Genomic DNA, 23,487 nt, shown 5'->3' with positions numbered 1-23,487 from the left:
TTTTTAGAAAGAAAAAGACAATGAGTCGTGATCTTTTGAGAGTATTGAACCCGCGCACCATTGCTGTGATCGGCGGCGGCGCCTGGTGTGCGTCGATCCTGAAGGCAGCCGAGATGATCGGCTATGACGGGGAGATTTTCCCTGTGCATCCCGAGGGCAAAGTCATTGCAGGACGGCAGGCTGTGCGCTCTTTGGCCGAGTGGGACGGGCCGATTGATGCGGCCTTCATAGGGGTGAACCGCAAGGCTACGATTGATGTTGTGCGTGAGTTGCGTGCGCTCAAGGCGGGCGGAGCGGTTTGCTTTGCCAGCGGATTTTCCGAGGCGGGAGCCGAGCTCTCTGATGGGGCAGACTTGCAGGCGGCGCTTGTTGTGGCCGCGGGCGAAATGCCCATCCTCGGGCCAAACTGCTATGGCTTTATCAACGCGCTTGAAGGCGCGGCGATCTGGCCAGACCAGCACGGCTGTGCGCCTGTCGAGCGTGGCGTGGCAATCCTTGCGCAAAGCTCCAACATTGCCATCAACCTCACCATGCAGACGCGCGCCTTGCCGATTGCTTATGTTGTGGCGTGTGGAAACATGGCGCAGACCTCGCAGGCAGAAATCGCCATGGCGCTGCTCGATGACGCGCGCGTGACAGCCATTGGTCTGCATATCGAGGGTTTTGGCGACACTGCGGAGTGGCACGCGATGGCGCTCAAGGCTGAGGCAAAAGGCATCCCGCTCCTTGCGCTCAAGGTCGGCAAATCCGAGCACGCTCAGGCCGCAACAGTCTCGCACACCGCCTCGCTTGCGGGCAGCCACGCAGGCGCCAATGCTCTTCTGGCGCGTCTTGGCATTCCGCGTGTCCCTGACATCCCCAGCTTTCTGGAAACACTCAAACTTCTCCACACTGTCGGGCGGCTTGACCACGCAACCCTTGCCACTGTCTCTTGTTCGGGCGGAGAGGCAAGCCTTGCCGCCGACACCGCCCATGGCCGCGCCCTGAGCTTTCCGCCGCTCTCGGCTTCGCAGCGCACAGCCCTGTTTGACGCGCTTGGCCCGAAAGTGGCGCTGGCCAATCCGCTCGACTACCACACCTATATCTGGCGTGACACGGAGCGCATGACTGACACCTTCGCGGCCCTCTCAGGCCCCGAAACAGGCATCACTCTGGCGATTGTCGACTACCCTCATACCGACGCCACAGATTGGGCCTGTGCCACAGATGCTATCCTTGGGGCCGCGAAGCGCACGGGGCGGCCTTATGGCGTTGTTGCGACTTTACCTGAGCTTATGCCACCCGATGTCGCTGCGCGCTTTATGGCGGCGGGCGTTGCGCCATTGATGGGGCTGACAGAGGCGATCACAGCTGTTGAAGCCGCCGCTCTGCCGTGCACCATTGCCTCGGAACCGCCACTCGCAGGGGGCGCGTTTGGCCCTGCCGAGACCCTGAGCGAACACGCATCCAAAGCCGAGCTTGCCCAGTTTGGCCTACCGGTGCCCGCTTCCCTGCGGCTCACCTCGCTTGACAGCTTGGAGGCGCAACTCGCGGGCCTCACCTTCCCGCTCGTGCTCAAGGCCGAGGGGATGGCGCATAAATCAGACGCAGGCGGCGTGGCGTTGGGGCTTGAAACGTCCGGCGCTGTCCTAGCTGCCGCCGAGAAAATGGGCGGCACCAGCTGGCTTGTCGAGGAGATGGCGACAGACACTGTGGCCGAACTTCTCATCGGCGTCACGCGTGACGCGGCGCATGGGCTCCTGCTCACGCTCGGCGCTGGCGGCGTCTTGACCGAGCTTCTGCAAGATACGGTCTCCATGCTGCTGCCCGTCACAGAGCACGACATAAAACAGGCTCTAACACAGCTCAAATGCGCGCCTTTGCTGGCGGGCTACCGAGGCAAGCCCGCAGCCAATCTCGACGCCATACTGAAAGCGGTGCTGGCGGTGCAAGACTATGTCGTTGCACAGGCGCCGCTTATTGGCGAAGTTGAAGTAAACCCGCTCCTCTGCACGCCCACCCGCGCTGTTGCCGTGGACGCCCTGATCAGAAAGGCCAGCTCATGAGCCCCATCAAAACACGCCGCGACGGCGGCATCCTCGAAGTCACACTAGACCGCCCCAAAGCCAACGCGATCGACCTCGCCACCTCGCGCATCATGGGCGAGACATTTGCCGCCTTCCGCGATGACCCCGAGTTGCGCGTCTGTATCATCACTGGCGCTGGCGAAAAGTTCTTCTGCCCCGGTTGGGACCTCAAGGGTGCTGCCGACGGCGACGCGGTCGATGGCGACTATGGCGTTGGCGGTTTTGGCGGCTTGCAAGAGCTGCGCGACCTCAACAAACCGGTCATCGCCGCGGTCAACGGCATCTGCTGTGGCGGCGGGCTGGAGTGGGCGCTGTCAGCCGACATTATCCTTGCGGCAGAGCACGCGACATTTGCGCTTCCAGAAATTCGCTCAGGCACGGTGGCCGATGCGGCAAGTGTGAAGCTCCCCAAGCGGATCCCCTATCATATTGCCATGGAGCTTTTGCTCACAGGCCGCTGGTTTGACGCCGAAGAGGCGAAGGGCTGGGGCATTGTAAACCACATCCACCCGTCAGATGCGCTCATGGATCAGGCCTGGGAAATGGCGCGCCTCTTGGCCTCCGGCCCCCCCCTTGTCTATGCCGCGATAAAAGAGATCGTGCGCGACGCGGAAGACAGCAAGTTCCAAGACGCAATGAACCGGATCACCCAGCGCCAGCTTGCAAGTGTTGACATCCTCTATGGCTCAGAAGACGGCCTTGAGGGCGCACGCGCCTTTGCGGAAAAACGTGATCCCGTTTGGAAGGGGCGTTAACCGCCCCGCCTTCCGCTCATAGCTCAAGCCGAACAGACGAGACAACAATTGGTAGAAGCCCAGTTGTCTCGCCATTGCCGCATGAGTTTTTAATAAAAATTAAGGTATCATGACTAGCCTCGTGCCAGTCTGGTCAATGTTCTGGCTGACTCTGGTGCCGATCGGGTGTTTTCACTGTGCCCATTTGTTTTTGCTGGCACTTGTTTTGTAGGTTCGCGTTTAAAAGGTTTTGAGTTTCATGGTGCCCCTGAGCTTTGCCACACGTCTTTCGCGCAAGCAGAAGCGCTTTATTTTTCTGGCGATAGATACGCTGACTGTGCCGTTTGCGATGGGGTTAGCCTTTCTCATTCTTGGCCTTTCCCCCTTTCACGCCTCAGACACGCCCGCGCTCGCGCTGCTGCTGGGCCTCTTAATGGGCTGTGCTGCGTTCACGAGCCATCACCTCGGCCTCACCCGAATCAAGCTCAACTCATATGAAATGCAAGGCATCACCCTCACTGGAAAATTCGCCGCCATACTGGGCATCAGCGCCTATCTGCTCAACAGCGTGATCAGCGCTTTGAGCGGCCTGTCTGTCTTCGTGCTCTTCACGATGGTTTTGCTCCTGTCCACCGTCACATTGCGTATGATCCTGCGACAAGTTCTCATTCACGCCTATCAAAAGGACAGCACACGCACCCGCATCCTTGTCTATGGTGCCAGTCAAACAGGCGAACAGCTCGCGATGGCCCTGCAATCCGATGAGAGCCTCCAGCTGGTCGCCTTCATTGATGAAAACCCGACATTGCAGAGTCTGATGATCGCTGGCTCACCTGTCTATTCGCCTCTCAAACTGGCCGAACTCGTCAAAACAGAAAGCATTGACCGGATCGTGCTGTGTCTGCCTTCCTCCCAGATCGAACAAGCGCGCCTCGCCTATAAACTGCGCACATTGGGCTGTGAGGTGCATTCGCTGCCAAGCTTTGCGACTCTCCTGAGCACAGGCTCCATCGGCTCCAAAGGCGCACCCCTCAGACTCAACGAGCTTCTCGGACGCGGACATCTGTCTCACGCATTGCCCAAAGTGACAGACAGCTACACAGGCAAACGCGTTCTGATCACGGGCGCTGGCGGCTCTATCGGCTCCGAATTGTGCCGTCAGATTGCCGGCTGCAACCCTGAGAGCCTTGTGCTCCTCGATCACTCCGAACTGGCGCTTTATACCATCCATAAAGAGCTGATCGACCTACCCAGCACCATCAAGATAGAGCCTGTGCTTGGCTCGATCACAGACAAGTCCCTGATCAATCACACCCTACGACAGCATAAAATCGACATTGTGCTGCACGCCGCAGCCTACAAACATTTGCCACTTGTCGAAGACAACGCCATCGCTGGACTGGCCAACAATGTGCTGGGAACACGAATTGTCGCCGAAGCGGCCCGTGCGGCAGGCGTTGAACGTGTCACCCTCATATCAACAGATAAGGCCGTGCGCCCTGTGAGCATCATGGGGGCTTCCAAGCGCCTCGCCGAGCTAGTGTTCCAAGATCTCGCCTCACGCAGCGAAACCACGCGCTTCTCTATAGTGCGGTTCGGCAATGTGCTCGGCTCGTCTGGCTCGGTCATTCCGCTCTTTCGCGAACAAATCGCCAGAGGCGGCCCCGTCACCCTCACCCATCATGAAGTCACACGCTATTTCATGACAATAACCGAAGCCGCACGGCTCGTTTTGCTCGCCGCCTCTTACGCGCGTGGCGGTGATGTCTTCGTGCTCGACATGGGCGCCCCTGTGCCGATTGCCAAGCTGGCACGCCAGATGATCGAGGCCTCAGGTTACTCCGTGAGAGATAAAGACAACCCGAAGGGTGACATAGACATCGAGATCACAGGGCTACGCCCCGGCGAAAAGCTGCACGAGGAGCTGCTCATCTCTTCTGATATGCTCACAACGCCCCACCCCAAAATCATGCGTGTGCAGGAAAGCGCCCTCTCCGAAATCGAGGTCGCCAATGCCATGCGCGACATACGAAGCGCCACCGAACAACACGACGAAAGCTTGGCGCGTTCCATTGTGACCCGCTGGATCATCAAAGACACAGCCCATGCCGAAAAAGCAAACACCCCGCTCACGGGGTAGTCACGGGCCAATCACAGGCCAGAGGCCTCATTGATACTGCCTTGCTTGGTCATCCCTTAAGAGTCTTCGCGAAAATAATCGCGCCGTCCGACCGAAACATAAGCGTCAAAACCCGCTTTCTTAGCGTCCTGCTCTGAATAAATATTGCGAAGGTCCGCAAGCTTGGGCGCATTCATCTTCTTAGCTATTCGCTTCAGATCCAGTGCCCGAAACTCGTTCCACTGTGTCAGAATCACCATCAGATCAGCATTCTGCGCCGCCTTATAAGCGTCTTCGCTCCATTGCACGCCCGGAAGCTGCGCTTCGCCCTCATGCCGCCCCTGCGGGTCAACAACACGAACTTTCGCGCCCCCGCCGATCATCGCAGGCACAATCTTGAGCGCAGGGCTGGCGCGCATATCATCCGTGTTCGGCTTGAAGGTCACACCCAGCACCACAACGATTTTGCCATTGAAGCTCCCGTCCACAAGATCAAGCAGCTTCTGGATCATCCTGTCCTTGATCTCTTCATTGACCTTAATCACCGTCTCGGTGATCTGCATCGGCAAGCCGTGCTCCTGCCCGATACGCGCCAAAGCCTTGGTATCCTTAGGAAAACAAGAGCCGCCATAGCCCGGCCCAGCATGAAGAAACTTGTTGCCAATCCGCCCGTCCAGCCCGATCCCCTTGCTGACCTGCTTCACATCCGCCCCCGTGAGTTCACAAAGCGCCGCGATCTCGTTGATAAATGTGATCTTGGTCGCCAGAAAGGCGTTGGCCGCATATTTGATCATCTCCGCGCTCTCAAGATCGGTCGTGACAATCGGAAAGTCGCGCAGGAACAACGGGCGATAAATCTCCCGCATCACCTCATCCGCGCGCGCGCTCTGCACGCCCAGCACCACACGATCAGGCTTCATAAAATCGTCAATCGCCGCGCCCTCGCGCAAGAATTCAGGGTTGGAAGCCACATCAAAGTCAAGCGTCGGGTTGGCTTTGCGCACCGCCTGTTTGACCTGTCGGTTCGTGCCCACAGGCACAGTCGATTTGGTGACAATCACAGCATATCCCGTGAGCGCACGCGCTACCTCTTCTGCGGCAGCCATCACATAGGTCAAGTCGGCATGGCCATCGCCCCGCCGTGTCGGCGTGCCCACAGCGATAAAGACCGCCTCCACATCCTGCACCGCCGCCTTAAGATCGGTGGTAAAAGTCAACCGCCCCGCCGTGACATTCTTTGCCATCAACGCCTCAAGCCCGGGCTCAAAAATAGGCACGTCTCCGCGCTTGAGCATATCGATCTTGTCCGGATCCATATCGACACAAACAACGTCATGGCCAAAGTCAGAAAAGCAAACCCCCGAAACAAGGCCCACATATCCCGTGCCAATCATCGCGATCTTCATAAAACTGCCCTTTACTCATACAAACCAAAATCCTTGTCGCAGCGCCCCAAGGGCCTGTCAACGCAGCCTGAAAACCGCGCTCAACCTTGGCACAAAAAAGTAACGATCCCCTAAAACGGTTGCGACAGTTCGATCAGGTTTTCGTCAGGATCACGCATATAAAGCGACATAAGCCGCCCCTGCGCCCCCGTGCGCTCAATCGGCCCCGCTTCGATCTGAACGCCCAGCGCCTCAAGCGCCTCCAAAGCCTGGGCCACAGCTCCGTCAATCAAAAAGCAAAGGTCTGCGCTGCCCGCCATAGGCCGCCGCGCATGAGGCGCAAATTCGGCCCCCGCCTGATGCAAATTGATCTTCTGCGCCCCAAACAGAAGCGCATGGCGCTCTGTGCCGTCTGCGCCCCGAAACGTCTCATAACGCATCCCAAGAACCGCCTCATAAAACGCAGCGCTCCGCGCCAGATCCGTCACCGTCAAAACCAGATGGTCCAGCGCCACAACGTTCACGTGCATCTTGTCATTCCCCTCAAGCGAGTTAGTTTGCCAGAAACACTATAGGCTAAATGCGATGGAACACAGAACCGATCTCCTAGATCCCGCCCGCGCCTCGGCCTGCGCCGCCAGTCTGGGCCTGCCTCTGCGCCTTCAGACAGGCGATCCCCTGCCGCCCTTCTTTCACCAGCTCTATTTCTGGCAGGCCGAGCCGCCCGAAGCCTTAGGCCGCGACGGTCACCCCGCCAAAGGCAGCGCCCTCATCCCCGACTTCGGCCTCCCCCGCCGGATGTGGGCAGGCGGCCGCCTCGCCTTCCATGCGCCCCTCCTCGCAGGACAAAGCGCCGAGAAGCAAACCACAGTCGAAAACGCCGAGCAAAAGCAAGGCCGCACAGGCCCCCTCGCCTTCGTCACCCTGCGCCATAACATCTTTCAAGACGGCGCCCTCAAGCTCACCGAGTACCAAGACCTCCTCTACCGCGAAGACCCCTCGCCTGATGCGCCTGCGCCCGTGCCCCCCAAAGCCGCCACAGATGAAACCGTCTCAGAGCACCACAGCTTCGATTCAACCCTCCTCTTCCGCTACTCCGCCCTCACCTTCAATGGCCACCGCATTCATTACGACGAAACATACGCCCGCGAGGTCGAACATTACTCAGGCCTCGTCGTTCACGGCCCGCTCCTCGCGCAACGCCTCATGCTGATGGCCACAGAGCACCTCGGCCCGCTTAAAGCCTTCTCCTTCCGCGCCAGCTCTCCGCTGATGCACACCGAAACAGCCAGCCTCTGCCTAAAAGGCACAAGCCTCTGGGTCCGCGCCCCCGACGGCCGCCAGATCATGACCGCTGAAGCCCAAACCTAACGCTTCCTCTTTCCAAAAATATCCCAGGGGGTGCGGGGGACTGGTCCCCCGCCTTGGTCGGATTGGCGCAGCCAATTCGATCCTTAAAGCGAGGTCTCAGGCGCAAATTCCGCAGGAATAGTGTCTATCCCTTCCAATATCAGCAGGGCCATCACCCGCCCGACTTCGCAGCCCATCCCAAACCCGATCTTGAAGCCGCCATTGGCAATATAGGCCCCCTCAATGAGCGGATGCCGCCCAAGCATAGGCGCGCGGCTTTTGGCACGTGGCCTCAGCCCTGCCCAGCGCTCAAGCACCGCCGCCGCGCGCAGCGCTGGCAGCGCCGCATAAGCCTTCTCCAAGACCAGATCCAGCTGTGCATCCGTGCTGTTTGCGTCCTCAAACAGCCGCTCGCTGGTCGAGCCAATCGCAACCGTTCCGTTCCAATGCGGCACCATATGGACCGTATTGGCAAAAATCTGCGGCCCGTCCCCCATATCAAAATCAAGCAGCGCCCCCTGCCCTTTCACAGCATTGCCGACATCCCTGTCAAAATGCGCCGAGAGCCGCTCAAGATCATGCACCCCACTCGCCCAGACAAGTGTGCCTTGGTCCTCGCCTTCCCGCAGAACGTCCCCGCCCCGCGCGATAATCGCTGCAGCAAGCGCTTTGCACGCCTGTCGCGGAAACATTCGCGCTGTCAGCGTGTCAAAAACATAAAGTCCCGTTTCGCTTTCCGGCAGCGGCCCGTCCAAGTCCTCAGCGCTCACAACGCGCCACGCCGCCTTGCCACGCCACAGCTCTTTTGCCGTGTCGGCCCGCGCGCGGGCCAACGTCACAGCGCGTTCGTCGGCCAGAGGCTGCACTCGCCCCGTGCGCCCGTAACTCGTCTCTAACTCGGCCCAATCGCCCACATTTTTCCAAAACGCTTCCGCCGCAATCAGACTTTGAAACTGGAATTCTTTCTTCTCGTTCCAATTCTCAGGGACGTGTGGTGCCAAAGCGCCGACAATCCCGCCGCTCGCGCCGCCGCCGACCCCGTTCGGGTCAATCACGCGCACCCGCGCGCCCTTTTCCAGACAGGCCCAAGCCACCGACAGGCCGAATATCCCGGCGCCGCGCACTGTTACGTCTGCCATTGCCATTCCCTCACAGCGGTTGCATGGTCCTTCGACTACGTCTCTATCGGATTAGCCCCAGATGAACCAGCCAGCCGAGCTAACGTGGCGCGACGGCCAAGTGCCCGTGTCCCAGCGCTTTGATGACCCCTATTTCAGCCTTGAAAACGGGCTGGACGAGACCCGCTATGTCTTTCTCGATGGCAATGATCTCCCCACACGCTTCCATGATGGCTTTCACATCGCCGAGCTTGGCTTTGGCACAGGCCTCAATCTGCTCGCCGCCCTCGCGCTCTGGCGCGAGAGCACTCAAAGCGGCAAACTTCATTTCACTAGTTTTGAAGCCTTCCCCATGGCGCCCAAAGATATGCTTGCCGCCCAAGCCGCTTTTCCTGCGCTCGCCGCGCTCAGCGCCGAGCTTGCGCCGCATTGGAGCGCTGGCGAAACGGCCTTTGAAACCCATGATCTGGTCTTCACGCTTGTGCTGGGCGATGCCCGAAAAACAGTTTCTAATATGGCCCAAAAGGCCGATGCGTGGTTTCTTGACGGGTTTTCGCCTGCCAAAAACCCCGAGCTTTGGGAGCCTGCGCTCATGGCCCAGATCGCCGCGCAGACCGCCCCTCAAGGTACCGCCGCCACTTATACCGCAGCGGGCTTCGTCCGCCGCGCCCTCGCCGAGGCGGGCTTTGATGTCACCCGCCGCCAAGGCTTCGGCCGCAAACGCCACATGACCACAGCAAGGATGCCCCAAGATGGCCGATAGCAACAACACCCGCCTCGGCGTCCTCCTGATGATCGCGACAACCTTTGTCTTCGCGGTGCAAGACGGCATCTCGCGACACCTCGCCAGCGAATACAATGTGCTCATGGTCGTGATGGTGCGCTACTGGTTCTTTGCGGCCTTCGTCACAGCCATCGCCTATCGAAAAGCAGGTGGCATCCGCGCCGCCGCGCGCACAGAGCAGCCCATGCTCCAGATCTTCCGCGGCCTGATCCTCGCGACAGAAATCTGCGTGATGATCTACGCCTTCACTCTCCTCGGCCTGATCGAATCACACGCAGTTTTCACAAGCTACCCCCTGCTCGTCGCCGCACTTTCGGGGCCGATCCTCGGCGAGGTCGTCGGCTGGCGGCGCTGGACGGCGATCTTTATCGGCTTTGTCGGCGTGTTGATCATTCTGAAGCCGGGCTTTGGCGTCTTCTCCCCCGCCGCCATCGTTCCCCTCGCGGCCGCCTTCCTCTTCGCGCTCTATGGCTTGCTCACCCGCTTCGCCTCGCGCAAGGACACAGCGGCCACTTCGTTCTTCTGGACGGGCGTGTCAGGCTCCGTGATGATGACAGCCATCGGCGCAAGCTATTGGGAGCCGATGATCTCCTCAGACTGGGTCTGGATGGGCACGCTCTGCATCACAGGCGCGCTCGGCCACTGGCTCCTAATCAAGACATATGAGGCCGCCGAGGCCAGCGCCGTGCAGCCTTTCGCCTATCTCCAGCTCGTCTTCGTCAGCTTCATAGGCGTTCTGGTGTTTGGCGAAAGCATCGAGCTCAATGTCGCAATCGGCGCGGCAGTTGTGGTTTGCGCGGGCCTCTTCACGCTCTGGCGCGCACGCCAGGCCGCCTAATTGCCGCTGCGCACTGTCGTCCCAACAAGTTCCTCCGAAAACGGCACAGGATGCGCCGCCTTGCCGAGCCGCGCGCGATAGACAGGCAGGCTCTCGGCCACGCGCATCACATAATTGCGCGTCTCGTTAAACGGGATCGCCTCGATCCAGTCGATCACATCCATCTCGCCTTGGCGCGGGTCGCCCCGTTCGCTCATCCAGCGATCAGGCCGCGACGGCCCCGCATTATACGCCGCCGACATCATCACCACGTTGCCGTCATAGCGCGCAGCAAGCGTGGCCAAATAGGCCGCCCCGAACGTTGCGTTATAACTCCAGTCGTTCAAAACGCGGTCGCGATCGTAGTCTATCCCAAGCCCCTCGGCCACTTCCTTGGCCGTCGCAGGCATCACTTGCATCAAGCCAAGCGCGCCAACTCCACTGGCAACAGAAGGGTCAAATTCGCTCTCCCGCCGTGCAATCGCCAGCGCCATTTCCATAGGCACAGGCAGCGGCATCTCCATCATCGGGTGCAGCGCGTAATAATGCGCAGGCAGAACAATTCCGCGCCCCGCCGCGTCTTTACCAAGCATCACAGCCAAATGAGGCGCGCCGAGATCAATGGCAAAGTTACCCAACTGGCCGATCGTCACGCGGTCCGCCTCCGCCGCCATAGCGAGGATAAACTGCTCGGCCAAGCTCAACATTTCAGCCTTGATTGCCAGCTCGACAATCCGCGCCAGATCGCTCTTATAAAACGCCGCTTCTTGCCACGCTGGAAAGTATTCTGCCCCCTTTAAGGCCATATCAGAGCCTGTTTTGGCCCGCTCCGCTGCCAAAAGCCCGTAAAAGCTCGTCTGGTGTTCGGCCCCTGCCCGGTAGGCCGCAAGCGCCTCGTCGGTGCGGCCCATCTTTTGCAAAGCCTCCCCTGTCCAGAAGCCCGCGCGGCCAAGCGATATGGGCGAGCCGACCGTCTCTTTCATCCGCTCAAAATGAACAAGCGCCTGCGCCGCATTGCCCAGTTTTCGCAGCGCGATATAGCCGGCCAGCCACTCAAGATCCGCATAGGCGCTGCCGTCGTGCAGCCCGTGGTTTGTCGCAAGCTGATAGGCCACCTGCGCGTCGCCCTCACGCATCAACTGGCGCACAAGACTGCGCCGCCAGCCTGCCCAGCGCAACGGCTCACCAAGATTTTCAGCCACGCTACTGGCCAAGATCTTGGCCACAGCTTCGTCTTTTGTCCCCCGATGATAAGTCCAAAGAAACTCTTCATATCCAAGCCCCGGATGCCCACGCAGCGCCGCAGGGACCGCCTCAATCAAAGCCGCAGGATCAGCCGCGCCAGCGCGCAGCCCTTGCCGCGCCTCGGCCAAAGCGCGCTGCTCGGCACTCACCAAAGGCAGCATTCGGCTCACATCGTCCGACAGCCCGCGCCAAAGCGCCATATCAAGCCGCGCCTCATGGTGCGGAGCAAGCAGCTCGGCGTGGTTTTCCAGATATTCGGCCTGCAAAGCCCCGTCCATGTCATAGCTGCGCCACGCCATCACAAGGCTGGCCTCTGCCTCGCCCCGCTCGCCCGCAGCCATCAGCGCCGCAGCATAGCTCAGCACCCCACGGTTGCTTTGCGGCGGATATGCGCGGAAAAATACGATGCGCTCGGCTCCGCCAGCCTCAGAAACAGCCGCCTCACTCATCTGCGCCAGCCGCGCAAGGCCGGGCCAATGCGGATAGCGGCGCACAAAGCCGAGCGCCTCCTCGGCGCTGCCTTCGCCTGCGCGCAGCTTCACCCATTGCATCAAGACCTGCGCCTCAGGTGCTGCCTTTGACGCCAGCAAATCAGCCATAGCCCAGTCGCTCCGCGCCGCAGCCTCAAAAGCGCCACTCAAAGGCCGTGGCGCAACCGAGCCGTCAGCAAAGCTTGCAACAGGCAGGACAATAAGCCCCAGAAATAAGGCGATATAGCGAAACATCTCTTGCATTTTTCCTTGTGAGACAGGATAGAACAGGCCCACCATACCCTGCAATCAAGCGCCCCTCCAATCACGAATGGCGGCGCACTGCATAAGAAGCAAAAAAGGAGCGTATCATGTTCAAAGGATCTATGCCTGCACTGGTCACGCCGTTCAAAAACGGCGCACTGGATGTTGATACGCTCAAACAATTGGTCGAATGGCACATTGGCGAAGGCTCGCATGGCCTTGTCCCCGTGGGCACCACAGGCGAAAGCCCCACGCTCACACACGCCGAGCATGACAAAGTCGTGCAAATCGTGGTTGAAGCCGCCGCGGGCCGCGTCCCTGTGGTCGCGGGTGCTGGCTCAAACAACACGCTGGAAGCGATCCGCCTTACCCAAGCCGCCGAAAAAGCGGGCGCAAACGGTATCCTCGTTGTCACACCCTATTACAACAAGCCAACACAATCAGGCCTCATCGCGCATTTCCGCGCTGTGCACGACTGCTGCGATCTGCCGATCATCATCTACAATATCCCCGGCCGTTCGGTTGTCGATATGACACCCGAAACCATGGGCGAGCTTGCCAAACTGCCGCGCATTGTCGGTGTGAAAGACGCCACTGGCGATCTGAGCCGCGTCCCGCAACAGCGGATCACCTGCGGCACCGACTTCATCCAGCTTTCAGGCGAAGACGCGACCGCGCTTGGCTTCAACGCTCACGGCGGTGTCGGCTGTATCTCTGTGACAGCCAATGTCGCCCCCAAGCTCTGCGCAGACTTCCAGAACGCCACCCTCGCGGGCGATTACAACACAGCGCTGACCCTGCTCGACAAGCTCATGCCCCTGCATATCGCGATCTTCAAAGAGCCGGGCGTCGCAGGCGCAAAATACGCCATGTCCCGCCTTGGCCTCTGCAACGCCGAGGTGCGCCTCCCGCTCACATCCATCAGCGCCGAGACAGAAGCGCTGATCGACGACGCCCTGCGCCACGCAGGCCTGCTCGCCTAAAAGGCAGTGTCTTTACCGCCAGAAGAAATCAATTAAGGTGGCAATCATTGCCACCTTTTTTATTGGACAATCCATGCCCGAACGCAGCCTTTTCAGCGATATTCTCAACCGTATCGCTGGCAGCTCCCGCCGCACAAAAGACACCACAGAAAAACCCCTTGCCGCCCTCTGTCATGACCTCTTGGCAGAGCAAGGTGAGGCCTCTGTTCTCACCCGCGCTCAGGCCATTCTGGCAAGACTCGCAACCGCATCTCTTGATGAGAAAACAGCGTTCTTCGAGCAGATCAGCGCCACATTCGGCCCTGACAAACAGGCGCTAGACGCCGCCATCAGCGCTTGGCAAAAAGGAGATGTCGCCTCTGCCCGCGCCCTTCACTTTGCCGCCGAGCCTCAAAGCCAAAACCTGATTCGCGCGCTCAATTCAGTGCCAGGAGCCACAGCGCAACTCGTCAATTTGCGCGCTGATCTGCTTGCCCTCTCCCGCGAAAAGCCCGCCCTCAAAGGGCTGGACCAGGATTTTCAACATCTCTTCGCCTCATGGTTCAATCGCGGATTTCTCGAAATCCGTCGGATCAGCTGGGAAACACCCGCCCATATCCTCGAAAAAATAATCGCCTACGAAGCTGTCCATGAAATCACAGGCTGGGACGATCTGCGCCAGCGCGTGGGCGACCCCGACAGAAGGCTCTTCGCCTTCTTTCATCCCGCAATGCCATCAGAGCCGCTGATTTTTGTCGAAGTTGCGCTCACCGAGACAATCCCCAGCGCCATCGCGCCGATTCTGTCCAACACGCGAAAACGCATTACAGCCGACGAGGCGAGCGTGGCGGTGTTTTACTCTATTTCAAATTGTCAAAAAGGCCTGCGTGGCATTTCCTTCGGGAATTTCCTGATCAAACAGGTGGTCGCCGAGCTTCAGCGCGAATTACCCGAGCTGACAAGCTTTGTCACCCTCTCTCCCGTGCCCGCTCTGCGCACATGGGCAAAAAACAACGCCGCAGCTCTTGATGCCGAAACAGCCGCCACCCTCGCCGCGCTCGCTCCAGAAGACCGCCCGACACCAGAGCTCGCCGCAGCGCTCGCCGCCACCTATCTCACCAAAGCCAAGCGCGGATCAGGCCATACCGCTTTTGATCCTGTCGCCCATTTTCACTTGGGCAATGGCGCCGAGCTTCACGCCATTCACCCCGAGGCCGATCTCAGCGCTCGTGGTCTCTCCAATTCTTGGGGCGTCATGGTCAATTATCTCTACGACGGCAGCAAGATCGAAGAGCGCCACAGCGCCTATGCCGCGAAGGGCACTGTGGCCGCCTCAAAGTCGGTCAAGGCCCTCGCAGCAGAGCCTAAAACTGCGTAAGCGTCACTCCCGCCGCGCTCAGCTTGGTTCTGAGCGCGCGGGCCATCTCGACGGCTTCTGGCGTATCACCATGCAGACAGATCGTGTCGATCTTCGCCGCGATCCGCTTGCCGCTCTCGGCAATAATCGCATCTTCGCGCAGCATATTGAGAATCCGCTCCGCCGCCATATCCGCATCATGCAAAACAGCGCCGGCCTTTGAGCGGTCCACAAGCGTCGCGTCGTCCTCATAGGCGCGGTCGGCAAATATCTCTCCCGCCCAGTTCGCGCCAAGCTCTTCTACCACAGCCTGCTGCGCTGTCTCGGCCAGAACCATCAGGATAATATCAGGGTTCACCCGAAGCGCCGCGCTATAGCAGGTCTTCGCGAGCGCGGCGTCTTCCGCACACATATTCGCCAGCGCCCCGTGCAGCTTGAAGTGGCGCACCTCTGCGCCCACGCTCCGCGCCATCCCCTCAGCTGCGCCAAGTTGATAGGCAATAAGATTGCCAAGCTCTTCCGCACCAATATTGAGCCGCCTGCGGCCAAAGCCTTTGAGGTCGGCAAAGCCCGGATGCGCCCCAATGCCGACGCCGTTCTTGGCCGCCAGCCGCATGGTCTGGGCCATAACGTCAGGGTCGCCCGCATGAAAGCCACAGGCGATATTGGCCGAGGTGATCACATCCAGAAGCGCCGCATCGTCGCCCATACGCCAGGGGCCAAAGCCCTCGCCCATATCCGAGTTGAGATCCACTTTCATGACCATGTCCTAGTCCTCCTGTCCTGTAATCATTCCGCTGATCAGCTGATAGCCGAGCAGGTCGTTCATCTCATATGGGTCGCGCACGAGCGGCTCGGATGTGTCTCTAATCCTGCGCAAAAGCTCGCTTTCAGGCGTGTGCAGCGCATCCACCTCCTCAAGTGTGATCCGCTCAAACCACAGCTCGGCCCCCGCACTCGCCTGCGCAATCCGCGCAATATCCTGCGGGATCACCGCGCCGATCCGTGGATAGCCGCCCATGGTCTGATGCTCGGCCAAAAGCACAAATGGCTCGCCTTGCCCCGTCATCTGGATATCGCCCAGAACAATCACTTCCGAGACAATCCCAAGCTGCCCCTCGGCCGCAAAAGGCGCGCCATCGTGTTCAAGCTTGGCCGCCTGCCTGTTGGCATGGCCGCTTTTTTGAAAGCGCGTGGCTGCAAAGGCGGCCAGCATATCCTCAGAATAAAGCCCCGTCTGCGGCCCCGTCACAAAGCGCAGCCGCCCGCCACCAAACCTGTCGTCAGGCTTCAGCTTTCGGGGCGGCTCGCCCACTTTGCCATCCTCTCCCAGCGCGAGACTGTCGCCTGCCGCAAGTGCAGCGCCAAGCCCCCCTGTAAAATGCGCAGAGCGCCGCCCCAGCGCAAAATCAGTCTCTATTTCACCGCCAAAGGCAATATATCCATAAAGTCCGCGCCCCGTGGGCCGTAGGCTTAGTATCTCACCCGCCTCAAGCCTATGGCTCGCGCCCCACAAAAGCGCGCGCCCGTCTACCTCGGCCAGCATAGGCGCGCCCGTCAGCGCAATACGCTGCGGCGCACTCACACTCAGCTTCACAGGCGCACTCGGCAGCTCGATCGCGCAGATATCAAGCCCGCGCCCCAGCAGCGCCGCCGCTTCCAGCAGCGCGATACGGTCCATCGCCCCGCCACGCGACAGCCCAAAGCGCAAGAAGCCCTCGCGCCCAAGGTCTTGCAGGCTCGCGTTCGGCCCGATCTGGTGCAGCCTCAAATCAGGCATCACGTCGCCTCCTCAAGCTGCGCGCCACCCATCGGATCTGTTTCTAACAAGGCCCAATCGTGCTCGGAAACAGCCGGAAAGAGCAGCTCATCCCCCGGCCTGAGCACAAAGGGTTGCGGCGCATCGGGCTGAAACAGCTTCAGATGCGTGGTCGCAATATGGCGCCAGCCAGTCGGCGTCTCATTGGCAAACAGGTTGAACTGCCGCACCGCCAGAACAAGCGCGCCCTGCGGCACACGCGGGCTCAAAGCCGTCTGGCGCGGCACATCCCAACGCTCGGGCAACATCCCGAGATAGGGCTGCCCCGGCGCAAATCCGATCGCCAGAACCCGAACGCGCGCCGCGCTCAGCTCGCGCACAGCCGCCTCTTCCGTGACACCCACAAGCTTGGCCACTTCGCCAAGCTGCGGCCCCGCCGCCCCGCCATACAGCGTCGGCACACGCCAGAGCCTTGCGTTTGCGTTATCCCTCTCGGCTGTCCAGTCACGACTGTCCAAAAGCGCCTGAAGCTTTTCGACCAAATCCGCCCGCGCAATCCGCGTCACATCAAAGCGCACAAAAACCGACGCCAGCGCCGTCGAAACTTCGACAACCCCGACAATATCCTCCGCCTCAAGCGCCGCCGCAAAGCCGACAAGCGCCCGATTCGCTGCATCATCCAGACGGTCGGCAAACCGCACAAGGTAGCCCTCGGTCCCGATTGCTGCGATATGCGGCAACATCGTCATGGTTTTCCTATCCGAAACTTTCAGACCCCAATCTCACGCATGATGTCGCAATTGAAAAGCGCTTATCCGCAATCCGCCCCATGGCTTTCGGTCCTTGGCCCCACTATGCAGATGAAAAGGAGCGCCCATGGCCGAAATCTGGCAAGGCATAACAGCCGCCTTCTGGCTGATCGTCACATTTGACGCCGATCTTTACGAGATCGCGGCGCGCTCTTTGCTTGTGACCTGCTCCGCCGTGGCCCTTGCCGCATTGGTCGGCCTGCCGCTCGGCGCATGGCTCGCTGTCTCGCGCTACCGCTTTCGCCGCCTCGTCATAGCCCTGCTCAATGCGCTCATGGGGCTTCCGCCTGTCGTTGTCGGCCTTGTGGTCTATCTGCTCTTGTCGCGCTCTGGCCCTTTCGGCGTCATGGGGCTGCTGTTTACACCTTGGGCCATGATCATCGCGCAAGTCGTGATCCTGACACCGCTGATCGCAAGCATCGCCCATCAGTCGATCCGCGATCTCTGGGCTGAGTATCACGACCTGCTGATTTCGCTCAACACAACCCGCCCCCAGCGTATCAAAACACTACTCTGGGACAGTCGCCGCGCGCTTCTCACAGCCGCGCTCGCAGGCTTTGGCCGCGGCATAGGTGAAGTCGGCGCAATCATGATCGTCGGCGGCAACATCGACCATGTCACTCGCGTCATGACAACTGCCATCGCGCTGGAAACCTCCAAGGGCGATTTCGCGCTCGCCATAGGCCTCGGCTTTGTCCTCATAGGCCTCGCCGTGGCAGTCAATCTCGCGCTTCATATGCTCTCAGGCACAGAGGTGCGCGACAGATGGTAAGCATTCTCCCCCTCTCCCTCCAAAGCGCCACTGTTGACAAAAATGGCAAGCGCTTGCTTGGCCCCGTTGATCTTGAACTTGGCAACGCGGGTCTCACAATCGTTCTTGGCCCCAATGGCGCGGGTAAAAGCACGCTCTTGCGCCTGCTGCACGGGCTGGAAAAGCCCTCTGAAGGCCGCCTGCGCTATGCCGCGCCGCGCCCTGTGGCCTACGCACAGCAAGCCTTTGTGTTTCAGACCCCCGTGATGCTGCGCCGCACTGTTCTGGGCAATCTGACATACCCGCTCACAGCCCACGGCACGCAGCGGACCGAGGCCCAAAAACAGGCTCTAACATGGCTCAATATGATCGGCCTTGCTGGCCACGAAAGCCAACGCGCCAGCCAGCTTTCGGGCGGTGAGCGCCAAAAGCTCGCCCTCGCCCGCGCCCTGATCCGCGCACCACAGCTGCTCTTTCTTGATGAGCCCTGCGCCAACCTTGATGGCGCCTCTACCCGCGATATCGAGCGGCTCATCCTGAAGGCCCGCGACGATGGCACGCGCATTCTCATGGCGACGCATGATCTCGGCCAAGCCCGCCGCCTTGCCTCTGATGTGCTCTTTCTCAACAAAGGCCAGATCATCGAATCTGGACCAGCTACCGCATTTTTTGAAACCCCCCAAACCCCGGAGGCGCAAGCCTTCCTCAAAGGAGACCTCGTTTTATGATCCGTTCCCTCGTTACCGCCGCCGCGCTCCTTGCCTCGGCCAGCGCCCTCGCCGCCGATACGCTCAAAATGGCTGTCACAACCTCGTTTCACAACTCGGGCCTGTCTGATGTTTTGCTTCCCGCACTCAAAGATGACATCGGCCTTGAGGTCCGGCTGATCGTTGTGGGCACAGGCCAAGCTATCCGCCTTGGCGAAGCAGGTGATGTTGACGCGATCCTCGTTCACTCCCGCCGCGCCGAGGAAAACTTCCTCGCAGGCGGCTACGGCACGCACCGCCGCGAAATCATGTATAACGACTTTGTCCTCGTCGGCCCCTCTGGCGACCCCGCCAAAATCGCTGATGCAACAACCGCCAAGGAAGCCCTGACAGCCATAGCTAAGAGCCAAGCCCCTTTCGCCAGCCGCGGCGATGACAGCGGCACCCATAAGATGGAACTCGCGCTCTGGAGCACCGCAGAGATCGGCGAAGCCGAGCGCAATCCAACATGGTATAATGAGGCCGGCGCTGGCATGGGCGCCACGCTCAACACAGCCGCTGGCCTCAATGCCTATGTGCTGACAGACCGTGCAAGCTGGCTCAATTTTGGCAACAAACAGTCTCTAACACTGCTCTTTTCAGGCGACCCTGTGTTGTTCAACCAATACGCATATCTCCCCGTCAGCCCTGACAAACACCCCCATGTCGCACATGACGCCGCTCAACAGCTTGAAATCTGGCTGACAAGCCCGCGCGCCGCAGAGCTGATCAACAGCTACACAATCAACGGCGAAACACTTTTCACATTCAACGCCGAGAACCTGCTCGAAGCCGCCGAATAAGCCCTTTGCTCCCGATAGGGCCTCGCCTAATGTGAGGCCCTATGAGCGCCCCGCCTTCAAGATGAGTTGCCAATACCCTGTCAGGCTGCGCCGTCTCGGGACATTGGCAATAGCTTTATATTACCTTAAAGACGGGAGGCTCTAGGAGGCGCGCATGATCGGCTATCTCACTCTCATTCTGTCTTGCCAGCTCGTTGGCGAAGTCGTCGTTGGCGCGCTTGGCCTGCCTGTGCCTGGCCCCGTGCTCGGCATGGCGCTTCTCTTCGTCTTTTTGCTGCTGCGCGGCCATATCCCCGACGCCCTCGGCGCTACAGCCGACGGCCTGTTGCGCAATATGTCGCTGCTCTTCGTGCCCGCAGGCACTGGCGTGATCATGCACGCCGCGCTTCTGTCCGAGGCGCTGGTGCCGCTCTCGCTCGCCGTCGCCATAAGCACCTCCGCCGCAATTGTGGTGACCGCGCTTATGATGCGCGTGCTCAGCAAAGGAGCGCCCGATGAATAACCTGGCCGAAACATGGGTCTATCTTTCCGCCTCCCCCCTCTTTCACCTGACGCTCACACTCGCCGCCTTCCAGATCGCGAGTTTTGTGTTTGAAAAGGGCGGGCGCAATCCCCTGCTCAATCCTGTGCTTGGCGCGGTGTGCCTCGTCGTCGCCGTGCTCGCCGCCACAGGCACAGATTACGCCACATATTTTGAGGGCGCACAGTTCGTCCATTTCCTCCTTGGCCCCGCCACCGTCGCCCTCGCGATCCCGCTGTATCGCCAATGGCATCACGTGCGCGCCTCCTGGCTCGCCATCGGCGCAAGCCTGTTGACTGGCTCCCTCGCGGCCGTTGTCTCGGCCGTGGCCGTGCTCTGGCTGGCCGATAGCGGCGAAACCCTCATGGCCACGATCGCGCCCAAGTCGGTCACAGCCCCCGTCGCCATGGGCATCGCCGAAGAGCTGGGCGGCCTGCCCTCGCTCACGGCGGTTCTGGTGATCGTTTCGGGGATCTTCGGGGCCATGTTTGGCCCGCTTCTGCTCAATCTGATCGGCGTCAAAGACTGGCGCGCCCGTGGCCTCGCCATCGGCACAGCGAGCCACGGCATAGGCACCGCCCGCGCGCTTCAAGTCAACGAAACAGCAGGCGCATTTTCAGGCCTCGCCATGGGCCTCAACGCCATGGCAACAGCGCTCCTGCTGCCGCTCCTCTGGGGGCTTTTCTTCTAGCGCTCCCGCGCGGCCATCATCTCGTGAACAGCCTCCATACCGCGTTCCACCATCGCGCTGACTTCAGCGGCATGAAGGTGAAGCGCCGCGACAACTTCGGGGTCATCCGAGGTCTGGATCACAACAATTCCCGCCTCGGTCATGTCCATCTCGGTCACAAGACTCGCACGCCGCTCAAACAAGATATCAAGCGTCGGCGACTGGATCATCACCTCAGGGTCGCGCCCCATATCCACACGGTCAATCATCCCGATCACATGGCTCGCAACAACGCCCATCAGCTCTTCATCTTGCGCAAACGTCACAGTGCGGATGCCGTTCGGCAAGTTTTCAACACTGCGACTGATCTCCTCAAAGCGGCGGAACATAACCGCAAGCTCTTCACTTTCCTCTGCCGTCGCATCGCGCCCCTTGAGGCCAGGCATATTCACCATGTCGTGCTCTTGGTGCATACCGCCCGCGCCATGCATCTTCGCGTGGATCGCAGCCTGCGCATCATGCCCGCGCATCTGCGCCACGCCAAAGCCAACACCCAGCGCCAGAAGCAGAGCCACAAAGCCCCAAAACAACTTTGATTTCACAACACTCGGCATCATCGCCCTCACTGGTTAAACACACGGCTGGGGTGCAGCTCGCCTGCCTTGTATATGCCCACGGCCACAGCCTTTCCGTCAAGGCTCGCCCAGCATTCGTCGCCATATTCCGCTTCGCTGGCAAAGACCATTCCCGGGTTGCCGTTGCGCAGCTTGGCCGCGCCTTCTGCGGTGGCGCGCACTTCGGGCAAGTCCTCAAGACCCATCTCAAGCGGCAGGATATAGCCCTCCAGCTCCGGCGTTTTTGCCATCGCCTCGATCTGCTCATAGCTGAGGCCTTTTTCGGCCTCAAACGGCCCCGACCAGACCCTACGCAGGCGCAAAACGTGCCCCTTACAGCCAAGCGCCTCGCCCAGATCGCGCGCAATCGAGCGCACATAGCCGCCCTTGCCACAGACCATCTCAAGGCGCACATGGTTCGCGTCCATGCGCTCCACCATGCTCAGCTCGTCCACATACAAAGGCCGCGCCGCAAGCGTAATATCCTCGCCCGCGCGCGACAGCTTATAGGCGCGCTGCCCGTCCACTTTCACAGCCGAAAACTTCGGCGGAACCTGCTCGATATCGCCCACAAACTGCAACAGCGCCGCCTTGATCTCGTCGTCACTTGGCCGCAGATCCGAGCGGGCAATCACTTCGCCCTCGGCGTCGTCCGTATTGGTCGCCTCACCGAGCTTCACATCAAACACATAGGCCTTGAGCGCGTCCGTGATAAACGGCACGGTCTTGGTTGCCTCGCCCAGCGCCACAGCCAGAACACCTGTCGCCTCGGGGTCGAGCGTGCCAGCATGGCCCGCCTTGGCCGCGTCCAGCGCCCAGCGCACCTTGTTGACCACAGCGGTTGATGTCGGCCCAGCAGGTTTATCCACCACGATCCAGCCCGAAATATCGCGCCCTTTGCGTTTGCGTCCCATGCGATTTCCTCACGTCAAAAAGCGGCCCTAGCCCAAGCCCGCGCAGCCGTCAATCAGCCGTTTCAACAACGCCCACAATCGGCCCAAGCAAAAACCCCGCATCCGCGCGGTTCAGTTCAGGCGCATAAAGGCGGCTGACATTGCCGTCAAAGTAAAGCGCCTGCGGCAGCTTCAGCCCGTCGCGCACAAAGCGTCCCATCTCGTAAAAGGTGACCCGCTCGTTCGAGATGATAAAGACAGCCCGCGCCCCGTCAGCGCTTGTCGCCACGCCGTTGCGCAAAAAGCGGCTGTCGCTGTCGCGCAAAAAGCGCGGGTGCAGCGCCCCATCAATCACAAGCATAGGCCCGCTTTGGGTTGCCTCTGTGCAGTCAGGCGCGGCGCGCAAAAAGCGCTTCGTCTCGATCACATCGGCGCGCCCCGCGCGGACACAAAAAATTCCGTTGGGCAACATCCCGAAGTTCCCCGGCCCCGCATTGGGGATCACCCGCATCAGCTCTTCGCCGTTTTCGCGGTAATGCCCCACAGGCGAGCGGTCCTCGTGATACATTCCCGCATTCATAGCAAAGCCAAGCCGCTTGCCCTGCGCCTTCAAGCGATCATCCACAGCAAAAAACTGCCCCAGAAGCTTGCCGTTTTCATCCTTCAGAAAAAGCCTGATCTCTTCGCGCGCGGCATTGACCTCACAGATCGTATAGGAGCGCCCCTCAAAGCTGCGGTCCTCGCAATCTGTCGCCAAAGCGGGCTGCGCCAGAAAGCCCAGCACAAGCGCCACGGCGCAGGCGGCTCTAGTCGTCCAAGTCACGCTTCACCTCGTCACGCGCAAACATCTCGCGCGTGGCATCCATCTGGTCAAACGTCTCATCCAGACGAAAGCGCAGATCAGGCGTATATTTCAAGCCGACTTTCTTGCCGATCAAGCGGCGCAGCTCATGCTTGTTGCGCGCCAAAAAGGCGACAGCGTCGTCACGGCCAACGCCCCCGAGCGGCATAACATAGGCCGTCGCGATCTTCAGATCATTGGAGCAGCGCACCTCGCCCACAGTGATATAAAGCCGGTTCAGCTCAGGATCATGAATATCCCCCTGCGCCAAGACCTGCGCAAGCGTGCGGCGGATAAGCTCCCCCACCCGAAGTTGCCGTTGTGAGGGGCCTGCCCCGTCATGAAAACTGTTCTTAGCCATACGCTCCCCTAACCCCTCAGCAAGGTTTTGCCAAGCGCCCATCCCTGCG

At 60.2% G+C, this 23,487-nt stretch carries 24 protein-coding genes; 13 read left to right on the top strand and 11 right to left on the bottom strand.

The features are described 5' to 3' along the window. Positions 1 to 20: 20 nt before the first annotated feature. The 3 genes from ACTF58_RS02325 (at position 21) to ACTF58_RS02315 (ending at position 4,940) form a co-directional block, all read left to right on the top strand. A complete protein-coding gene (locus ACTF58_RS02325) occupies positions 21 to 2,045 on the top strand; it encodes an acetate--CoA ligase family protein (protein WP_438990348.1) in 2,025 nt (674 codons plus the stop codon). After that, complete coding sequence (locus tag ACTF58_RS02320) at positions 2,042 to 2,821, top strand: carnitinyl-CoA dehydratase (RefSeq protein ID WP_438990347.1); 780 nt, start codon at positions 2,042 to 2,044, stop codon at positions 2,819 to 2,821. Before ACTF58_RS02325 ends, ACTF58_RS02320 begins: the two co-directional genes overlap by 4 nt. Positions 2,822 to 3,059: 238 nt before the next feature. Beyond that, positions 3,060 to 4,940 (top strand): polysaccharide biosynthesis protein, encoded by a 1,881-nt coding sequence (locus ACTF58_RS02315; RefSeq protein WP_438990346.1) that lies wholly within the window; start codon positions 3,060 to 3,062, stop codon positions 4,938 to 4,940. 56 nt (positions 4,941 to 4,996) lie between these two features. On the opposite strand, the gene ACTF58_RS02310 is transcribed toward ACTF58_RS02315, so the two are convergent. After that, positions 4,997 to 6,325: a UDP-glucose dehydrogenase family protein gene (locus ACTF58_RS02310; RefSeq protein ID WP_438990345.1), complete on the bottom strand. Its 1,329-nt coding sequence runs from the start codon at positions 6,323 to 6,325 to the stop codon at positions 4,997 to 4,999. 110 nt (positions 6,326 to 6,435) lie between these two features. Then, positions 6,436 to 6,834, bottom strand: a complete 399-nt coding sequence (locus ACTF58_RS02305) for a VOC family protein (RefSeq protein ID WP_438990344.1) — start codon at positions 6,832 to 6,834, stop codon at positions 6,436 to 6,438. Positions 6,835 to 6,889: 55 nt separating this feature from the next. Here ACTF58_RS02305 and ACTF58_RS02300 point away from each other — a divergent pair, with 55 nt between their 5' ends. Further along, complete coding sequence (locus tag ACTF58_RS02300) at positions 6,890 to 7,675, top strand: FAS1-like dehydratase domain-containing protein (protein ID WP_438990343.1); 786 nt, start codon at positions 6,890 to 6,892, stop codon at positions 7,673 to 7,675. 83 nt (positions 7,676 to 7,758) lie between these two features. Here the strand turns inward: ACTF58_RS02300 and ACTF58_RS02295 are convergent, their stop codons facing one another. Next, positions 7,759 to 8,793 (bottom strand): NAD(P)/FAD-dependent oxidoreductase, encoded by a 1,035-nt coding sequence (locus tag ACTF58_RS02295; protein WP_438990342.1) that lies wholly within the window; start codon positions 8,791 to 8,793, stop codon positions 7,759 to 7,761. A gap of 61 nt (positions 8,794 to 8,854) precedes the next feature. Between ACTF58_RS02295 and mnmD the strand changes: the two genes are divergently transcribed. Together mnmD and ACTF58_RS02285 are read left to right on the top strand one after the other, a co-directional pair. Then, positions 8,855 to 9,535, top strand: a complete 681-nt coding sequence (mnmD, locus tag ACTF58_RS02290; RefSeq protein ID WP_438990341.1) for a tRNA (5-methylaminomethyl-2-thiouridine)(34)-methyltransferase MnmD — start codon at positions 8,855 to 8,857, stop codon at positions 9,533 to 9,535. After that, positions 9,525 to 10,394 (top strand): DMT family transporter, encoded by an 870-nt coding sequence (locus ACTF58_RS02285; protein WP_438990340.1) that lies wholly within the window; start codon positions 9,525 to 9,527, stop codon positions 10,392 to 10,394. Before mnmD ends, ACTF58_RS02285 begins: the two co-directional genes overlap by 11 nt. Here ACTF58_RS02285 and ACTF58_RS02280 read toward each other — a convergent pair. Next, positions 10,391 to 12,352 carry a transglycosylase SLT domain-containing protein gene (locus tag ACTF58_RS02280; protein WP_438990339.1) on the bottom strand — a complete coding sequence of 654 codons (1,962 nt, stop codon included), beginning with the start codon at positions 12,350 to 12,352 and terminating at the stop codon, positions 10,391 to 10,393. The genes ACTF58_RS02285 and ACTF58_RS02280 overlap by 4 nt on opposite strands. A gap of 107 nt (positions 12,353 to 12,459) precedes the next feature. Here ACTF58_RS02280 and dapA point away from each other — a divergent pair, with 107 nt between their 5' ends. Both dapA and ACTF58_RS02270 read left to right on the top strand, forming a co-directional pair. Beyond that, a complete protein-coding gene (dapA, locus tag ACTF58_RS02275; protein WP_438990338.1) occupies positions 12,460 to 13,335 on the top strand; it encodes a 4-hydroxy-tetrahydrodipicolinate synthase in 876 nt (291 codons plus the stop codon). Between the two features lie 73 nt (positions 13,336 to 13,408). Continuing rightward, a complete protein-coding gene (locus ACTF58_RS02270) occupies positions 13,409 to 14,692 on the top strand; it encodes a malonyl-CoA decarboxylase (protein ID WP_438990337.1) in 1,284 nt (427 codons plus the stop codon). On the opposite strand, the gene ACTF58_RS02265 is transcribed toward ACTF58_RS02270, so the two are convergent. Genes ACTF58_RS02265 through ACTF58_RS02255 form a run of 3 tightly spaced genes read right to left on the bottom strand, consistent with a single transcriptional unit; the run spans position 14,679 to position 17,179 of the window. Then, positions 14,679 to 15,437, bottom strand: a complete 759-nt coding sequence (locus ACTF58_RS02265) for a LamB/YcsF family protein (RefSeq protein ID WP_438990336.1) — start codon at positions 15,435 to 15,437, stop codon at positions 14,679 to 14,681. The two genes, ACTF58_RS02270 and ACTF58_RS02265, sit on opposite strands and share 14 nt — an antisense overlap. A 3-nt stretch (positions 15,438 to 15,440) precedes the next feature. Then, positions 15,441 to 16,451: a biotin-dependent carboxyltransferase family protein gene (locus ACTF58_RS02260; RefSeq protein ID WP_438990335.1), complete on the bottom strand. Its 1,011-nt coding sequence runs from the start codon at positions 16,449 to 16,451 to the stop codon at positions 15,441 to 15,443. Beyond that, a complete protein-coding gene (locus ACTF58_RS02255) occupies positions 16,451 to 17,179 on the bottom strand; it encodes a 5-oxoprolinase subunit B family protein (protein WP_438990334.1) in 729 nt (242 codons plus the stop codon). The genes ACTF58_RS02260 and ACTF58_RS02255 overlap by 1 nt, the downstream gene beginning before the upstream one ends. A gap of 127 nt (positions 17,180 to 17,306) precedes the next feature. Between ACTF58_RS02255 and ACTF58_RS02250 the strand changes: the two genes are divergently transcribed. The 5 genes from ACTF58_RS02250 (at position 17,307) to ACTF58_RS02230 (ending at position 20,750) form a co-directional block, all read left to right on the top strand. Continuing rightward, positions 17,307 to 18,011 (top strand): ABC transporter permease, encoded by a 705-nt coding sequence (locus tag ACTF58_RS02250; protein WP_089893134.1) that lies wholly within the window; start codon positions 17,307 to 17,309, stop codon positions 18,009 to 18,011. After that, positions 18,005 to 18,718: an ATP-binding cassette domain-containing protein gene (locus ACTF58_RS02245; RefSeq protein WP_438990333.1), complete on the top strand. Its 714-nt coding sequence runs from the start codon at positions 18,005 to 18,007 to the stop codon at positions 18,716 to 18,718. The genes ACTF58_RS02250 and ACTF58_RS02245 overlap by 7 nt, the downstream gene beginning before the upstream one ends. After that, on the top strand, positions 18,715 to 19,539 hold the full coding sequence (locus tag ACTF58_RS02240) for a substrate-binding domain-containing protein (protein ID WP_438990332.1): 825 nt from the start codon (positions 18,715 to 18,717) through the stop codon (positions 19,537 to 19,539). Before ACTF58_RS02245 ends, ACTF58_RS02240 begins: the two co-directional genes overlap by 4 nt. A gap of 154 nt (positions 19,540 to 19,693) precedes the next feature. Continuing rightward, a complete protein-coding gene (locus ACTF58_RS02235; protein ID WP_438990331.1) occupies positions 19,694 to 20,041 on the top strand; it encodes a CidA/LrgA family protein in 348 nt (115 codons plus the stop codon). Continuing rightward, the gene (locus tag ACTF58_RS02230; RefSeq protein WP_438990330.1) at positions 20,034 to 20,750 is read left to right on the top strand and encodes an LrgB family protein; all 717 of its coding nucleotides are present in this window, start codon (positions 20,034 to 20,036) and stop codon (positions 20,748 to 20,750) included. Before ACTF58_RS02235 ends, ACTF58_RS02230 begins: the two co-directional genes overlap by 8 nt. Here the strand turns inward: ACTF58_RS02230 and ACTF58_RS02225 are convergent. Genes ACTF58_RS02225 through rbfA form a run of 4 tightly spaced genes read right to left on the bottom strand, consistent with a single transcriptional unit; the run spans position 20,747 to position 23,438 of the window. Then, positions 20,747 to 21,343, bottom strand: a complete 597-nt coding sequence (locus ACTF58_RS02225; protein ID WP_438990329.1) for a hypothetical protein — start codon at positions 21,341 to 21,343, stop codon at positions 20,747 to 20,749. The genes ACTF58_RS02230 and ACTF58_RS02225 overlap by 4 nt on opposite strands. Positions 21,344 to 21,351: 8 nt before the next feature. Further along, the gene (gene truB, locus ACTF58_RS02220) at positions 21,352 to 22,257 is read right to left on the bottom strand and encodes a tRNA pseudouridine(55) synthase TruB (RefSeq protein WP_438990328.1); all 906 of its coding nucleotides are present in this window, start codon (positions 22,255 to 22,257) and stop codon (positions 21,352 to 21,354) included. A 49-nt stretch (positions 22,258 to 22,306) separates the two neighbouring features. Next, on the bottom strand, positions 22,307 to 23,059 hold the full coding sequence (locus tag ACTF58_RS02215) for a phosphodiester glycosidase family protein (RefSeq protein ID WP_438990327.1): 753 nt from the start codon (positions 23,057 to 23,059) through the stop codon (positions 22,307 to 22,309). Then, on the bottom strand, positions 23,043 to 23,438 hold the full coding sequence (rbfA, locus tag ACTF58_RS02210; protein WP_438990326.1) for a 30S ribosome-binding factor RbfA: 396 nt from the start codon (positions 23,436 to 23,438) through the stop codon (positions 23,043 to 23,045). Before rbfA ends, ACTF58_RS02215 begins: the two co-directional genes overlap by 17 nt. Positions 23,439 to 23,487 lie beyond the last annotated feature (49 nt).

The organism is Lentibacter sp. (assembly GCF_965657785.1).
Lineage (GTDB): Bacteria > Pseudomonadota > Alphaproteobacteria > Rhodobacterales > Rhodobacteraceae > Lentibacter.
This window is presented reverse-complemented; position numbering and strand designations above follow the sequence as displayed.

Bases quoted from the DNA above. Each gene is read 5' to 3' on its own strand.
- ACTF58_RS02325 (WP_438990348.1), top strand. From the start codon at position 21: ATGAGTCGTGATCTTTTGAGAGTATTGAACCCGCGCACCATTGCTGTG.
- ACTF58_RS02320 (WP_438990347.1), top strand. From the start codon at position 2,042: ATGAGCCCCATCAAAACACGCCGCGACGGCGGCATCCTCGAAGTCACA.
- ACTF58_RS02315 (WP_438990346.1), top strand. From the start codon at position 3,060: ATGGTGCCCCTGAGCTTTGCCACACGTCTTTCGCGCAAGCAGAAGCGC.
- ACTF58_RS02310 (WP_438990345.1), bottom strand. From the start codon at position 6,325: ATGAAGATCGCGATGATTGGCACGGGATATGTGGGCCTTGTTTCGGGG.
- ACTF58_RS02305 (WP_438990344.1), bottom strand. From the start codon at position 6,834: ATGCACGTGAACGTTGTGGCGCTGGACCATCTGGTTTTGACGGTGACG.
- ACTF58_RS02300 (WP_438990343.1), top strand. From the start codon at position 6,890: ATGGAACACAGAACCGATCTCCTAGATCCCGCCCGCGCCTCGGCCTGC.
- ACTF58_RS02295 (WP_438990342.1), bottom strand. From the start codon at position 8,793: ATGGCAGACGTAACAGTGCGCGGCGCCGGGATATTCGGCCTGTCGGTG.
- mnmD (WP_438990341.1), top strand. From the start codon at position 8,855: ATGAACCAGCCAGCCGAGCTAACGTGGCGCGACGGCCAAGTGCCCGTG.
- ACTF58_RS02285 (WP_438990340.1), top strand. From the start codon at position 9,525: ATGGCCGATAGCAACAACACCCGCCTCGGCGTCCTCCTGATGATCGCG.
- ACTF58_RS02280 (WP_438990339.1), bottom strand. From the start codon at position 12,352: ATGCAAGAGATGTTTCGCTATATCGCCTTATTTCTGGGGCTTATTGTC.
- dapA (WP_438990338.1), top strand. From the start codon at position 12,460: ATGTTCAAAGGATCTATGCCTGCACTGGTCACGCCGTTCAAAAACGGC.
- ACTF58_RS02270 (WP_438990337.1), top strand. From the start codon at position 13,409: ATGCCCGAACGCAGCCTTTTCAGCGATATTCTCAACCGTATCGCTGGC.
- ACTF58_RS02265 (WP_438990336.1), bottom strand. From the start codon at position 15,437: ATGGTCATGAAAGTGGATCTCAACTCGGATATGGGCGAGGGCTTTGGC.
- ACTF58_RS02260 (WP_438990335.1), bottom strand. From the start codon at position 16,451: ATGCCTGATTTGAGGCTGCACCAGATCGGGCCGAACGCGAGCCTGCAA.
- ACTF58_RS02255 (WP_438990334.1), bottom strand. From the start codon at position 17,179: ATGACGATGTTGCCGCATATCGCAGCAATCGGGACCGAGGGCTACCTT.
- ACTF58_RS02250 (WP_089893134.1), top strand. From the start codon at position 17,307: ATGGCCGAAATCTGGCAAGGCATAACAGCCGCCTTCTGGCTGATCGTC.
- ACTF58_RS02245 (WP_438990333.1), top strand. From the start codon at position 18,005: ATGGTAAGCATTCTCCCCCTCTCCCTCCAAAGCGCCACTGTTGACAAA.
- ACTF58_RS02240 (WP_438990332.1), top strand. From the start codon at position 18,715: ATGATCCGTTCCCTCGTTACCGCCGCCGCGCTCCTTGCCTCGGCCAGC.
- ACTF58_RS02235 (WP_438990331.1), top strand. From the start codon at position 19,694: ATGATCGGCTATCTCACTCTCATTCTGTCTTGCCAGCTCGTTGGCGAA.
- ACTF58_RS02230 (WP_438990330.1), top strand. From the start codon at position 20,034: ATGAATAACCTGGCCGAAACATGGGTCTATCTTTCCGCCTCCCCCCTC.
- ACTF58_RS02225 (WP_438990329.1), bottom strand. From the start codon at position 21,343: ATGCCGAGTGTTGTGAAATCAAAGTTGTTTTGGGGCTTTGTGGCTCTG.
- truB (WP_438990328.1), bottom strand. From the start codon at position 22,257: ATGGGACGCAAACGCAAAGGGCGCGATATTTCGGGCTGGATCGTGGTG.
- rbfA (WP_438990326.1), bottom strand. From the start codon at position 23,438: ATGGCTAAGAACAGTTTTCATGACGGGGCAGGCCCCTCACAACGGCAA.